Below are 13148 nucleotides of genomic sequence, written 5' to 3'. Positions count from 1 at the left end.
CGATAATCCGGATAGTGGCGAATGAGCCGTACGGGAAAATGCACAATGGATGATCTGCCCCTCAGTGATCTGGATGCCTTCACGGCGATTGCAAGGGAGCGAAGCTTCCGTGCCGCGGCCCGCAAGCGCGGCGTTTCGCCGTCGTCGCTCAGCGATTCTCTGAGGCGGCTGGAGGAGCGGCTCGGCGTGCGGCTGCTCAACCGCACGACCCGCAGCGTCACGCCGACCGAGGCAGGCGAACGTCTCCTGGAACGGCTGGCGCCGGCGCTGGGGGAGGTTGCCTCGGCGCTCGGGCAGCTAGACAGTTTCCGCGACAGCCCGGCCGGCACTTTGCGGCTGAACGTGCCGACCATCGTGTCGCGGCTCTTCCTGCCTGAGATCGCCAGCCGGTTCCTGGCACTTTACCCGGAGATCAAGCTGGAGATCCTTGCCGAGGACGACTTTGTCGATGTCGTCGAGGCGGGCTTCGATGCCGGTATCCGTTACGACGAACGGCTGGAGCGCGACATGATCGCCGTGCCGATCGGTCCGCGCCGCCAGCGCTATGTCACGGCTGCATCGCCTGCCTATCTGCAACGGCGCGGCACACCCGCTCATCCGCGCGACCTCCTGGAGCATGACTGCATCCGCCATCGCTTTCGCAGCCGGGCGCATTTCGCCTGGGAGTTCGACCGCGGCGAGGAGACGCTGACACTCTCGGTGTCCGGACCGCTGGTCGCAAACTCGATCGAAATGGAAGTGGGGGCCGCGATCGCCGGACTGGGCATCATCAGGACTTTCGAGGAAGTGCTGCTTCCCGGATTTGAACGGGGCGAACTGGTGCCGATCCTCGAGGAATGGGTCACGGAATTCTCCGGGCCGTTCCTCTATTATGCCAGCCGCAAGCACATGCCGCCCGCGCTTCGCGCATTCGTCGATTTCGTCAAGGCCGAGGCGCGGAGGGGCTCATAATCCCGTTTTGTTCGCGGCCGCGATCAATTTCGTTGTCTTCGCCATCAAAAACTTTGAAATGTTCACGTATTGTTTCATTTTTCTGCTTCGGCTATGTAACATTCCCGGCGATGAGATCGTCTTTCCAGAAAACAGCAGCTGTTGAGAGATGCCTCATGCTTGATCCCAAATTCGTACGCCGCGGCCTGTTCCTGGTTTTCATGATCCTATTTCTCGATGTCATCGGCATCGCGATCATCATGCCGGTTCTTCCCGCCTATCTGGAAGAGTTGACGGGCGGCAGCGTTAGCGACGCGGCGCTGGATGGCGGCTGGCTGCTCGTCGTCTATGCGATCATGCAGTTTCTGTTCGCGCCGCTGCTCGGCAATCTCAGTGACCGGTTCGGACGCAGGCCGATCCTGCTGATTTCGGTGCTCACCTTCGCCATCGACAATTTCATTTGCGCGGTCGCCACCAGCTTCTGGATGCTGTTTGTCGGCCGGGCGCTGGCGGGCTTCAGTGGCGGCAGTTTCGCCACCTGCTCGGCCTATATCGCCGATATCAGCACCGAAGAAAATCGGGCGAAGAATTTCGGCCTGATCGGCATTGCCTTCGGCGTCGGCTTTACCATCGGCCCTGTTATTGGCGGGTTTCTCGGCGAATTCGGTCCGCGCGTGCCGTTTTTCGGAGCGGCGCTGGTGTCGTTCCTGAATTTCGCCGCTGCCTATTTCCTGCTGCCCGAGACCTTGGATGCCAAGCATCGCCGCCCCTTCGAATGGAAGCGCGCCAACCCGCTCGGCGCCTTGAAGCAAATGCGCCACTATCCCGGCATCGGCTGGGTTGCCGCCGTAATGTTCCTGTTCTGGCTCGCGCATTCGGTTTATCCAGCCGTCTGGTCCTTCGTCGGCACCTACCGCTATGGATGGAGCGAGGGTCAGATCGGCCTGTCGCTCGGCATCTACGGCATCGGCGCGGCGATCGTCATGGGGCTAGTGCTGTCGAAGGTCGTTCCTGTTCTCGGCGAGTGGAAGACGGCGGTCATCGGTCTCTGCTTTTCGGTCGTCGGCTTGACGGGCTATGCCTTCGCCTGGGAGGGCTGGATGGTCTATGTGATCATCGTCATGACGGTCATGGAGAACGTCGCTGATCCGCCGCTGCGCAGCATTGCGGCCGGCAAGGTGCCGCCGTCGGCGCAGGGTGAGTTGCAGGGCGCGCTGACGAGTCTGAGCAGCATCACCACGATCATCGGCCCGGTGATCTTCACGCAGCTGTTCGGCTATTTCACCAAGCCGGATGCGCCGGTTACCTTTGCAGGTGCCCCTTATCTGATGGCGGCTTTCTTCATTCTCGTGGCGGCGGTGGTGTTCTTCATCAAGGTGCGACCGTCGCGGCCAAAGACGATCGAAGCTCTGGCAGAATAGCCATCAGATTCAGTGATGCTGTGATGAATATTTCAGCATTTGCCTGTTTTAGGGTAGCTCTTTGCCGGGCTTTGATCTAAGGCCCGGTAATAACTTGCCGCCATTCCGCGGCCGAAAACGATTCAAAACAATTGGACTTTTGCCATGGACACGCCTGTTGACGTGAACAAGCTCGCGCCGCACACCGACAACCATTGGGGATCGCATTTCGGTGCGACGCTGGCGCTCGGCATACCCTTCATCGGCGCGCAGCTCGCCCAGCTCGGCATCAACACGACCGATGTGATGATCGTCGGCCAGCTCGGCGCCGAAAACCTGGCGGCCATGGTGCTGTCAGCGCAGTTCCTGTTCACCATTCTGATCTTCGGCTCGGGCTTTGCGATCGCCGTCATTCCGATGGTGGCGCAGGCCTATGGGCGTGGCGATATCGTCACGGTGCGCCGCTCGATGCGCATGGGTCTCTGGGTCGTTACCGCCTATTGGCTGGTGATGCAGCCAGCCTTCTTCTATGCCGAGGAAATCCTGCTGGCCGCCGGGCAGAAGCCTGAGGTAGCCAAGCTCGCGCATGGCTATATCCTGATCGGCCATTTCGCCGTACTGCCGGGCCTGCTCTACAATGTCATACGGGCGCTGGTGAGCGCCATCGGCAAGGCGGCCGTGGTGCTCAACGTCACGATTGCCATGCTGGTCTTGAACGCGATCTTTGCCTACATCCTGGTGCTCGGCCATTTCGGCTTTCCGGCGATGGGTCTGGAAGGCGCGGCGATCGTTTCCGTTGCCGTGCAGACGGCGGGCTTCCTGTTCATCCTCGCCTATGTGCAGATGAAGGAAGAGACGCGCCGCTACGAGATCCTGGTGCGCTTCTGGCGGCCGGACTGGCACGCGCTTTGGGACGTCGTGCGTCTCGGTCTGCCGATCAGCATCACGATCCTGGCCGAAGTCAGCCTGTTTACCGCAGCGTCGCTGTTGATGGGCCGCATCGGCACGATCGAGCTGGCCGCCCACGGCATCGCACTGCAATGGGCGTCGATCGCCTTCATGATCCCACTCGGCCTCAGCCAGGCGGCAACGGTTCGCATCGGTGTTGCCCACGGGCAGGGCGATCATCTGGCCGTCGTGCGTGCCTCGATCACCGTGATGATCATCGCCTGTGTGGTTTCGGCGCTCGGCGGTATCCTGTTTGCCGTCATGCCGGAGTTTTTCGCGCGCTGGTTCCTGGATACCAGCCACCCGGAAGCTGCCGCGGTGCTCGCCTATGCGGGTCCGCTGATCGTCGTTGCGGGGCTGTTCCAGCTGGTGGATGGCATCCAGGCGATCGCCAGCGGTCTGCTGCGCGGGCTGAAGGACGCGCGGGTGCCGATGATCCTGGCGCTGATCGCCTATTGGCCGATCGGCTTCTTCCTGGCATGGCTGCTGGCCTTCCCGCTCGGCTTCGGCGGCGTCGGCATCTGGTTCGGCTTCCTGGTCGGGCTTGCGGCAGCGGCGACCATGCTCTGCGCCCGCTTCTATATTCTCGTGCGCCGCGAGGGGAGAATGGCCGGCGCCTGAACCCGGCCATTCGTCACCATCAGTTGCTACCGGTCCGTGACTGGCAATGCCGGCGCGAATGCCGAGGCGTGCGCCTGCACGGCTGTCATTCGTCAAGTCAACTTGAGGTCAAGAGCTCCGCCTTGTGCGGATTGCGGCGCTTCCAGCGATTGACGAGGAAGATGCGGCATGGCGCCTCGATGACGTGGTAGCTCGCGGTGGCGACTGCGAGCGCGACGGCACATCCGATGGGGATGACGAGCCAGAGCGGCATGCCTGCGAGCAGCTTGGCCGTCAGGAACAGGCACGGCACATGCAGGAGATAGAGCGAAAAGCTGATCGTTCCTAGAAAACAGAAGGGGCGGGAGGCGAACAGCGCGGCGGAAATCGGATGCTCGCGCGCAACGAGCAGGACTGAGAGGGCCGCAGCAAGCGCCGTCGACATGCCCCAGAGAGTGTCGGAGACCTCGATCGAGAGGGCGCGATGGCTGAGCAGAAAGGCCGGCAAGAGGATTGCCATGACGCCGACTGTCAAGCCGCGGGCCGCACTTTGCAGGCGCGGGTGCAGGTGGCCGGCCAGCACGCCGAGCAGAAAATAGGGCAGCTTCGATATCAAGAGGATGCCGCTTCCCGGAAAGCCGAGGAGACCGTCGATCGCCAGCAGGCAGCCGATCAGCACAGCGATCCACTGGTAGCGGACCGGATTGGCGAGGAACATCCAGATGAACGGGAAGACCAGATAGAACTGGATCTCGGGCGGGATCGTCCAGAGAACGCCGGTCGAGCCGAGCATGACGATATGGCGGGCGATCTGGAAGGGTCCCATTATCGGATCGATATAACCGAGGCCGGGAACGGCCGAGAGGACAACGACCAGCAGCACGGCGGCGAGATAGACCGGATAGATGCGGGCAAAGCGGTTGACGAGGAAATCGGCGGCATTCTTTCTGGAGAATGGCCTGTCGCCATAGAGGTAGGCCATCAGGAAGCCGCTGATGGCAAAGAATATCGCCACGGCGCCGCTGCCGATATCGGGCAGAGGCAGCGGACCGAGCGCTGGAAAGACCAGATAGACATGCGCCATGACGACGGCGAGCGCGGTGATGCCGCGCAATCCGTCAAGGCTTGCAATGTGGCGGCGCTCTCTCATTCATTGTCCAGTCAACGCATAAACTGACTGATGAGTAACACCGCCGCACTTAAGGTGCTGTTAAGAAATAGCGGCTGCTCTTACCGTTCAGCAAGCGCCTCTTCACCCTTCTTGGCGCGCACCATGTTGATGAAGCGGCGGAAGAGGTAGTGGCTGTCCTGCGGGCCGGGAGAGGCTTCCGGGTGATGCTGCACCGAGAAGATCTGCTTGCCGGAGACGCGCAGGCCGCAATTGGTGCCGTCGAAGAGCGAAACGTGAGTCTCCTCAACGCCTTCGGGCAGCGACTTCGTGTCAACAGCGAAGCCGTGATTCATCGAGACGATCTCGACTTTGCCCGTCGTGTGGTCCTTGACCGGATGGTTGGCGCCGTGATGGCCCTGGTGCATCTTTTCGGTCTTGGCGCCGAGCGCGAGGCCCAGCATCTGGTGGCCGAGGCAGATGCCGAAGACTGGGATATCGGTCTTGATCAGCGTCTGGATGACCGGAACGGCATATGTGCCGGTGGCGGCCGGGTCGCCCGGGCCGTTCGACAGGAAGATTCCGTCGGGCTTGACGGCAAGCACGTCTTCGGCGCTCGCCGTTGCCGGCATGACGGTGACCTTGCAGTCGAGGCCGGCGAACAGGCGCAGAATGTTGCGCTTCACGCCGTAGTCGAGGCAGACGACGTGGTACTTGGCATCGGCAGCGCCGAGTTCGCCATAGCCTTCGTTCCAGATCCAGGGCGTCTGCGTCCACTGCGAGGACTGACCCGACGATGCGATCTTGGCGAGGTCGAGACCTTCGAGACCGCTCCACGCCTTGGCTTCGGCCTTCAGCGTATCGACATCGAAGACGCCGTTCGGATCATGGGCGATGACGGCGTTCGGCGAGCCGTTTTCGCGGATCCAGGCGGTGAGGGCGCGCGTGTCGATGCCGCAGAGGCCGATGATGCCGCGGGTCTTCAGCCAGGCGTCGAGATGCTTGGCGGCGCGGTAGTTGGACGGTTCGGTGATATCGGCCTTGAAGATGACGCCGACCGCGCCGTGGCGTGCTGCCGGCGTCAGGTCTTCGATGTCTTCTTCGTTGGTGCCGATATTGCCGATATGCGGGAAGGTGAAGGTGACGATCTGGCCGAGATAGGAGGGGTCGGTGAGGATTTCCTCGTAGCCAGTCAATGCGGTGTTGAAGACCACCTCGGCCTGGACCTTGCCGGTCGCGCCGATGCCCTTTCCTTCGATCACGGTGCCATCTGCGAGAACAAGCAGGGCGGTCGGCTTTTCAATGGTCCAGGGGGCTGTCGCGGTCATCATCATCCCGTTTCCGGCTGCTCTCGACGTCTTGGGCCGTCAGGCTGCCATTTGTGTTCGCAAGCGTATGGGCGCAGCTCGCCGCCGCGCGTCTCAGGCCTGATCACGAATTTTGGTGCAGGTGGCGGTAGATAGCCACGCTCTCGCCTGCCGTCAATCTTTTCTAACGTATCGGGACACGCTTTTCCTGCGGTTTCTGGCGCTGATATCGCAATTTATTTGATCCTCCCCATTTGCGTGGTTTATGTAGCGCCATTCAACAGGAGTGAAATAATGCTGCGCGATCAACTCGCCACCGCCCTCAAAGAGGCGATGAAAGCCAAGAATGCCGAGCGCCTTTCGACGATCCGTCTCATTCAGGCCGCCACCAAGGATCGTGATATCGCCAACCGCGGCGCTGGCAAGGAAGAAGCCAGCGACGACGAGATTCTGCAGATCCTTGCCAAGATGGTGAAGCAGCGCGACGAATCGGCGAAGATCTACGAAGAGAATTCACGGCCCGAGCTGGCCGCGAAGGAGCGCGCCGAAATCACCGTAATCCAGGATTTCATGCCGAAGCAGCTTTCGGATGCCGAAGTGCGCGCCAATATCTCGGCGATCATCGCGGAGACCGGCGCCGAGGGACCGAAGGACATGGGCAAGGTGATGGCGGCTCTCAAGGAGCGCTATGCCGGCCAGATGGATTTCGCCAAGGCTTCAGGCGCCGTAAAGGAACTCTTGAAGTAAATCAGTGATGTAAATCAGATGGCGCGGCCGAGCACAGTCTCGGCCGCCGCATCGACGACCGCGAATTTTGCCGCCTGGTAATCGCGGTATTCAAGAATGAAGCCGCGCGAAAGCCACAGGTCGCCCTTGCGCGGCGGCTCGTCCCAGCCGACGCTTCCCATCTCCGCCGCCTGGCTGAGAAGGCGCTTCAGATGGGTGTTGGAAATCATGAACTGGGTGCGCAGGTCGCTGAGCGATACCGGGCCAATGGATATCCGTTCGGCCGTGCCATCGAATGCCGGCAGGCGGGACATCAGATAGTCCATGACAAGACCGCCGGAATTTGCCCAGTTGAAGAGATTGTAGGTGGCGCCGGGATCGCGCACCGCCTTTGTGGCGATGATAGCCTGAGCAATCAGGGGTTGAATTTTGGCAATGAGTGCCGGCTCGGTGCTGAGCTTTTCGGCGCGCGTGCCACCGTCCAGGTTGTCGAGAATGAAAAGATGTGTCTGCAGCCACTTGAAGAAGTGCTGCTCGGCAGTCTCCGTCGGCTCGACGAGGCGCGTGCGCCGGTCGGCCTGGCCGCTTGAGGGGCGCAGGAAACGATAGACGAGCATTTCCTGGAGGAAGGCGGCGGCGGTGTTGCGGCTGGCGATCTTGTTGCTGACGACGAAATCCACGAAACGCCCGGAATACAGGCCTTTTTTCTCCTCGCCCGGCAATCCGTAATGCAATGCAAAGCCTGAATGCGCCATCAGCCATCGTTGCTGCGCAGCAAAAATGGACGCGATTCTCGGGCTTTCCTTATAGATCGTCAGCATCTCGTTGGCGCAGATCAACACTGCTCCAAAAAAGCGATCGTCTATAGCAAGTGTTTCGGCGGTCAAGGACATCTGGGAACTCGGCAAGGCGACGGCTATTCCATTTGCCTTCTCAGCGTCCCGAGTCAATGTCCGTTTTGTACCGAGTGTCCCAAAAATGGTTAGGTCAGTTAACCAGCAAGATTAAATTGCAAAAATCCGGGACAGCTGTGCCGGAAATTAAAGAAGGCAGGAGCTGGGGGCGCTCCTGCCTTCTTGCTCTTTGCTGCCGACAGCGACGCTGGGCTAGGCCCACACTGGCGGTGTATTTGCAAAGGCACCCTTGCGAGGCGGCGCCGGGGGTAGGGATGGTGCCTCGCTCGGGGATCGCTTTGATGAGAAGACGGTATTGCGCCGCAGCGGAGTATTCAAATTACAAAAATATAATAATTGGGTTGTGGATAGTCTGAATGCCCGCCAAGGCTTTTCATTAGCACGCTTCCCATCAGGCGTTTTCACCGCCGCAGATAGAAACAAGTCATTGAAATAACGAAAACATCAATATTTTCATATGTTTTTGGAAATGCTTGAAAACTGGCGTGACAGCGGCCCTGCGTGCACAATTGTCGCACCCTCCTGCCGCAGGGCGTCACGCTTTATTGATCGTCATTTCTGACGCTTTTCTTGCTTCATCTTCTGCTGATCGACGTAATGGCGCAGCACAGTATTAATACGCGTCTGATATCCCTTGCCGCTCGATTGAAAGAAATCGACGACATCCTGATCCAGCCGGATCGAGAGAGGCTTTTTGGCCGGCGGCTGAACGATCTCTGTGGTCGACCAATCGATATCGAGAGTATTGGCCCAATCGGGGTCGTCGCGCATGGCGCGCTCAATTTCCGCATCGCTCATGGCCCCGACCCGGGCGTGATCAGTTCGATCCTTGCCCTCGGCGATCATTTTCTCGATGGCTTCAGCCGAATATCTGACGATACGCTCTTTGCTCATTGTTGCGTGCCGCACGGGCAGAAATGATCCGGCAGTATTCACCGCGCATCGTATAAACGATCGCGATCAGTCGCTGCGAATCGGGGCAAACTGCCAGTGTGCGAACTTCTCCATGCCGGTCGGACGTCTTTTCCAGATGCGGTTTGTTCAATGCGGCCGCCGCTGCCGGAAAATCGATTCCATGTTTCAGGATATTTACCTGCCGCTTATTCTCATCCCATTCGAACGACGAGAAGTGCTTGGCTATAGGTTCCACGCTGCACCCGAAGTTCCATTGCTTCCAGGCACGCATGCGCCGCTGTATATGCAATTGTATATACAATCATCTCGGCGTCAAGCCTGTGAATAGCGCGTAATTCCCTCGAAGTTCGTGGCGGCGGGGGGGAAACCTGCTTATATGATCGCTCAGCCACGAGGTCCTGATGCGCTTTTCCAATTCCTTTCTCGATGACATACGCGACCGCGTCCAGATTTCGGACGTGATCGGCCGCCGTGTCAGCTGGGACAAGCGCAAGACCAATGTGCCGCGCGGGGACTACTGGGCCTGCTGCCCGTTCCATGGCGAGAAATCTCCGAGCTTCCACTGCGAGGATCGCAAGGGCCGTTACCACTGCTTCGGCTGCGGGGTGACGGGCGATCATTTCCGGTTCCTGACCGAGCTGGAAGGCTTGAGCTTCCCCGAAGCGGTGCAGCAGATCGCCGATATGGCGGGCGTGCCGATGCCGGTTGCCGATCCGGCGATGGAGAAGCGCGAGAAGGAGCGGACGTCGCTGCTCGACGTCATGGAGCTGGCGACACAATTTTTCCAGGATCAGCTGCAGACCGCAAACGGGGCGAGGGCGCGCGCCTATCTGCGCGACCGCGGCCTGACGGGGCGGACGATCGATACCTTCCGGCTCGGCTTCGCGCCAGACAGCCGCAATGCGCTTAAGGAATTTCTGTCGGGCAAGGGCGTCGGCAAGGAGCAGATCGAGGCCTGCGGTCTCGTGGTGCACGGGTCCGACATTCCCGTCAGCTACGACCGGTTCCGCGATCGAATCATGTTTCCGATCCTTTCGTCGCGGGAAAAGGTGATCGCCTTCGGCGGCCGCGCCATGTCGCCCGATGCGCCGGCGAAATATCTGAACTCGAACGAGACCGAGCTCTTCCACAAGGGGCAGGTGCTCTACAATTTCGCGCGCGCCCGCCGTTCGCTGCAGGGCGCCGATGGCGAGCCGACGGTGATCGCCGTCGAAGGCTATATGGACGTGATTGCGCTGCACCAGGCGGGGATCGAAAATGCCGTGGCGCCGCTTGGCACCGCGCTCACCGAAAACCAGCTCGACCTGCTCTGGAAGATGACGTCGCAGCCGGTGCTCTGCTTCGATGGCGACGGCGCCGGTATCCGTGCTGCCAACCGCGCGGCCGATCTGGCCCTGCCGCATCTGAAGCCGGGACGCACCGTGCGCTTCGCGCTGCTGCCCGATGGCAAGGATCCTGACGATCTCGTGCGCAACGAAGGTCGCGCGCCCTTCGACAAGGTGATGAGCCAGGCGAAGCCTTTGGCGGAAATGCTGTGGGGCCGGGAGGCCGGCGGCGGCAATTTCGATACGCCCGAGGCGCGCGCCGAACTCGAAGCGCGGCTGAAGCAGATGGTGGCTGTCATCGGCGACGAGAACGTGCGCCGCCACTACCAGCAGGATATCCGCGACCGCCTGAACAGGTTCTTCCAGCCGCAGTTCCAGAACAGGGGCGGCGACCGCCGCAATTTCGAACGCGGTGGCGGTGGTGGAAATTTCCGCGGCAAGGACGGCCAGGGCCGCCCGCCGGCGGGTGGTGCGCGGACTGTCAATCTGGTCTCCGAGCGGTTGACGCGATCAGGTCTGGTGCGCGGCCACCAGGAAATTCCGGCGCTGCGCGAAAGCGTGCTGGCGCTGACCGTCATCAATCATCCGGTGCTGATGCAGGATGACTACGACGAAATCGCCGCCATCGAATATGACAACCGCGATCTGCAGCGCCTGTGGTCGGCGATGCTGGGGGCGGCGGCTATGGTCGCCAGTCCGCATCTGACGCGCGAGTATCTGTTCGAAGAGCTGGAGCGGCAGGACTTTGGCGGTCTACTCAAGGGGCTCGATCAGCAGGTGCGCAACGCGCGGCTCTGGACCGCCACCGAAGAGGCGGCGATGGAGGATGCGCGCGAGGGCTACCGTCAGGCGCTTGCCTTCCACAAGCGCGCCAAGGCGCTACGCTGGCAAAAAATCGAGCTCGAGCGGGAAATCGCCGAGGCGACGGAAGAGGGCAATGCCGAGATCATCGACCAGCTGATGCGGGCCTTGCAGGAAGTGCATTTCGAAGGTCTGCGGCTTGAAAACCAGGAAGCGATCATCGACGGCTTCGGCGTGCTTTCCGGCCGGGTCAAGGGCGCGGCGAGCCATTGATGGACGGCGGTGACAAGGCATTTTCGGCGGGTGGCGCGTTGTTCGGCAATGGCAAGGCGCCGCTCGACATCTTGAAGCGCGTCTATGGCTTTCCGGCCTTTCGCGGCAAGCAGCAGGCAGTGGTCGAGCATGTCGCCTCTGGCGGCGATGCCGTGGTGCTGTTTCCGACGGGTGCCGGCAAATCACTTTGTTTCCAGATTCCGGCGCTCTGCCGCGATGGCATCGGCATCGTCGTTTCGCCGCTGATTGCGCTGATGCGCGATCAGGTGGAGGCGATGAAGCAGCTCGGCATCCGTGCTGCAGCACTCAACTCCTCGATCACGCGCGACGAATATGTCGAGATCCGCCGGGGCATTTCATCGGGCACGCTGGATCTGCTCTATGTGACGCCCGAGCGGATCCTGATGGATGGTTTCCGCGAGATCATCGGCGATGCCAGGATCGCGCTGTTTGCGATTGATGAGGCCCATTGTGTCTCCCAGTGGGGACATGATTTCCGGCCCGAATATCGCGAGCTCGGCAGGCTTTCCGAGCACTATCCCGGCGTGCCGCGCATCGCGCTGACGGCCACCGCCGATCCGCATACGCGCGAGGACATCATCGAGCGGCTGAGGCTCGAGGGCGCAGAAGTCTTTACCACCAGTTTCGACCGGCCGAACATCGCCTATGAAATCGTCGAGCGCGACCAGCCGCGCCAGCAGCTGCTGCGGTTCCTGTCCGGACACAAGGGCAATAGCGGCATCGTCTATTGCCTGTCGCGCGCCAAGGTCGAGGACACGGCGGAGTGGCTGAACACGCAGGGCATCCGGGCGCTCGCCTATCACGCCGGCATGGACCGGGCGATGCGCGACGCCAACCAGGATGCCTTCCTCAAGGAAGACGAACTCTGCCTCGTCGCCACCGTCGCCTTCGGCATGGGGATCGACAAGCCGAATGTGCGCTATGTCGCGCACCTCGATCTGCCGGGCTCGGTCGAGGCCTATTATCAGGAGACCGGACGCGCCGGGCGCGACGGACTGCCCTCAGAAGTCTGGATGGCCTATGGCATGGCCGACGTCATCCAGCGGCGGCGGATGATCGACGAGGGCAATGCGGCCGATGAAATCAAGCGCATTGAGCGCGGCAAGCTGAATGCATTGCTCGCCATCTGCGAGACCGCCTCCTGCCGCCGCCAGGCTATTCTGGCGCATTTCGGCGAGGCGCATGTAGGCGGCTGCGGCGGCTGCGATACCTGCACCAAGCCGGTCGAGACCTGGGACGGAACAGAGGCGGCGATCAAGGCGCTGGCAGCCGTCTACCGGACCGGCGAACGCTTCGGCACCGGCCATGTCATCGACGTGCTGCTTGGCAATGCCAACGAGAAGACCGAACGCTTCGGCCACACGACGATGCCGGTCTTCGGTGCCGGGAAAGATATCGCCGCGAAGACCTGGCAATCGATCTTCCGCCAGCTGCTCGCCATGGGCCTGATCCGCATCGATCACGACGCCTATGGGGCGATGAAGCTGGAAGCGGAGGCACGTGCCGTCTTCAAGCATGAGCGGCAGGTGTTCTTCCGCAAGGATCGCGTGGTTGCGGGGCGCAGCAGCCGGAAAGCCGAGCGGACCAACCGCCATGCCGGATTGTCGGGTGCCGACGGGCTGCTGTTCGAGGCGCTCCGGGCCGAGCGCACCTCGATCGCCAAATCGCTCGGGGTCCCGCCCTATGTCGTCTTCCCCGACACGACCCTGATCGCCTTTGCCACCGAGCGGCCGCGCAGCCGCAAGGAACTGCTGGATATCTCCGGCGTCGGCCAATCGAAGCTCGAGCGCTACGGCGACGCCTTCCTGGACGTGATCCTTAGCCACGACGACTAAGGGGCGGCGCCCAGGCATGGCGCGCGAAAAGTGCCTGTCCTTGAA

At 61.3% G+C, this 13148-nt stretch carries 11 protein-coding genes; 6 read left to right on the top strand and 5 right to left on the bottom strand.

The features are described 5' to 3' along the window. Positions 1 to 45 precede the first annotated feature (45 nt). From AC1DIJ_RS06685 to AC1DIJ_RS06675, 3 genes are all read left to right on the top strand, one after another. Positions 46 to 951, top strand: a complete 906-nt coding sequence (locus tag AC1DIJ_RS06685) for a LysR family transcriptional regulator (RefSeq protein ID WP_112386321.1) — start codon at positions 46 to 48, stop codon at positions 949 to 951. A gap of 155 nt (positions 952 to 1106) precedes the next feature. Further along, positions 1107 to 2351 (top strand): TCR/Tet family MFS transporter, encoded by a 1245-nt coding sequence (locus AC1DIJ_RS06680; protein ID WP_112386322.1) that lies wholly within the window; start codon positions 1107 to 1109, stop codon positions 2349 to 2351. 144 nt (positions 2352 to 2495) lie between these two features. After that, the gene (locus AC1DIJ_RS06675) at positions 2496 to 3899 is read left to right on the top strand and encodes an MATE family efflux transporter (protein ID WP_112386323.1); all 1404 of its coding nucleotides are present in this window, start codon (positions 2496 to 2498) and stop codon (positions 3897 to 3899) included. Positions 3900 to 3996: 97 nt separating this feature from the next. Here AC1DIJ_RS06675 and AC1DIJ_RS06670 read toward each other — a convergent pair whose 3' ends face one another. Then, positions 3997 to 5028 (bottom strand): acyltransferase family protein, encoded by a 1032-nt coding sequence (locus AC1DIJ_RS06670; protein ID WP_112386324.1) that lies wholly within the window; start codon positions 5026 to 5028, stop codon positions 3997 to 3999. Between the two features lie 80 nt (positions 5029 to 5108). Continuing rightward, complete coding sequence (carA, locus tag AC1DIJ_RS06665) at positions 5109 to 6314, bottom strand: glutamine-hydrolyzing carbamoyl-phosphate synthase small subunit (protein ID WP_112386346.1); 1206 nt, start codon at positions 6312 to 6314, stop codon at positions 5109 to 5111. Positions 6315 to 6587: 273 nt separating this feature from the next. Here carA and AC1DIJ_RS06660 point away from each other — a divergent pair, with 273 nt between their 5' ends. Continuing rightward, positions 6588 to 7040: a GatB/YqeY domain-containing protein gene (locus tag AC1DIJ_RS06660; RefSeq protein WP_112386325.1), complete on the top strand. Its 453-nt coding sequence runs from the start codon at positions 6588 to 6590 to the stop codon at positions 7038 to 7040. Positions 7041 to 7054: 14 nt separating this feature from the next. Here the strand turns inward: AC1DIJ_RS06660 and AC1DIJ_RS06655 are convergent, their stop codons facing one another. From AC1DIJ_RS06655 to AC1DIJ_RS06645, 3 genes are all read right to left on the bottom strand, one after another. Further along, positions 7055 to 7912: a hypothetical protein gene (locus AC1DIJ_RS06655; protein WP_112386326.1), complete on the bottom strand. Its 858-nt coding sequence runs from the start codon at positions 7910 to 7912 to the stop codon at positions 7055 to 7057. 573 nt (positions 7913 to 8485) lie between these two features. Then, positions 8486 to 8779 (bottom strand): BrnA antitoxin family protein, encoded by a 294-nt coding sequence (locus tag AC1DIJ_RS06650; protein ID WP_477831354.1) that lies wholly within the window; start codon positions 8777 to 8779, stop codon positions 8486 to 8488. A 13-nt stretch (positions 8780 to 8792) separates the two neighbouring features. Next, positions 8793 to 9119: a BrnT family toxin gene (locus tag AC1DIJ_RS06645; protein ID WP_112386328.1), complete on the bottom strand. Its 327-nt coding sequence runs from the start codon at positions 9117 to 9119 to the stop codon at positions 8793 to 8795. Between the two features lie 130 nt (positions 9120 to 9249). On the opposite strand from AC1DIJ_RS06645, the gene dnaG reads away from it, so the two are divergent. Beyond that, positions 9250 to 11247 carry a DNA primase gene (dnaG, locus tag AC1DIJ_RS06640; RefSeq protein WP_112386329.1) on the top strand — a complete coding sequence of 666 codons (1998 nt, stop codon included), beginning with the start codon at positions 9250 to 9252 and terminating at the stop codon, positions 11245 to 11247. Continuing rightward, entirely contained in the window at positions 11247 to 13103 is a 1857-nt protein-coding gene (gene recQ / locus AC1DIJ_RS06635; protein WP_112386330.1) for a DNA helicase RecQ, read from the top strand. The genes dnaG and recQ overlap by 1 nt, the downstream gene beginning before the upstream one ends. Positions 13104 to 13148: the final 45 nt, after the last annotated feature.

It is taken from the genome of Rhizobium sp. 10N427 (genome assembly GCF_056394605.1).
This window is presented reverse-complemented; position numbering and strand designations above follow the sequence as displayed.

Bases quoted from the DNA above. Each gene is read 5' to 3' on its own strand.
- AC1DIJ_RS06685 (WP_112386321.1), top strand. From the start codon at position 46: ATGGATGATCTGCCCCTCAGTGATCTGGATGCCTTCACGGCGATTGCA.
- AC1DIJ_RS06680 (WP_112386322.1), top strand. From the start codon at position 1,107: ATGCTTGATCCCAAATTCGTACGCCGCGGCCTGTTCCTGGTTTTCATG.
- AC1DIJ_RS06675 (WP_112386323.1), top strand. From the start codon at position 2,496: ATGGACACGCCTGTTGACGTGAACAAGCTCGCGCCGCACACCGACAAC.
- AC1DIJ_RS06670 (WP_112386324.1), bottom strand. From the start codon at position 5,028: ATGAGAGAGCGCCGCCACATTGCAAGCCTTGACGGATTGCGCGGCATC.
- carA (WP_112386346.1), bottom strand. From the start codon at position 6,314: ATGACCGCGACAGCCCCCTGGACCATTGAAAAGCCGACCGCCCTGCTT.
- AC1DIJ_RS06660 (WP_112386325.1), top strand. From the start codon at position 6,588: ATGCTGCGCGATCAACTCGCCACCGCCCTCAAAGAGGCGATGAAAGCC.
- AC1DIJ_RS06655 (WP_112386326.1), bottom strand. From the start codon at position 7,912: ATGTCCTTGACCGCCGAAACACTTGCTATAGACGATCGCTTTTTTGGA.
- AC1DIJ_RS06650 (WP_477831354.1), bottom strand. From the start codon at position 8,779: ATGATCGCCGAGGGCAAGGATCGAACTGATCACGCCCGGGTCGGGGCC.
- AC1DIJ_RS06645 (WP_112386328.1), bottom strand. From the start codon at position 9,119: ATGCGTGCCTGGAAGCAATGGAACTTCGGGTGCAGCGTGGAACCTATA.
- dnaG (WP_112386329.1), top strand. From the start codon at position 9,250: ATGCGCTTTTCCAATTCCTTTCTCGATGACATACGCGACCGCGTCCAG.
- recQ (WP_112386330.1), top strand. From the start codon at position 11,247: ATGGACGGCGGTGACAAGGCATTTTCGGCGGGTGGCGCGTTGTTCGGC.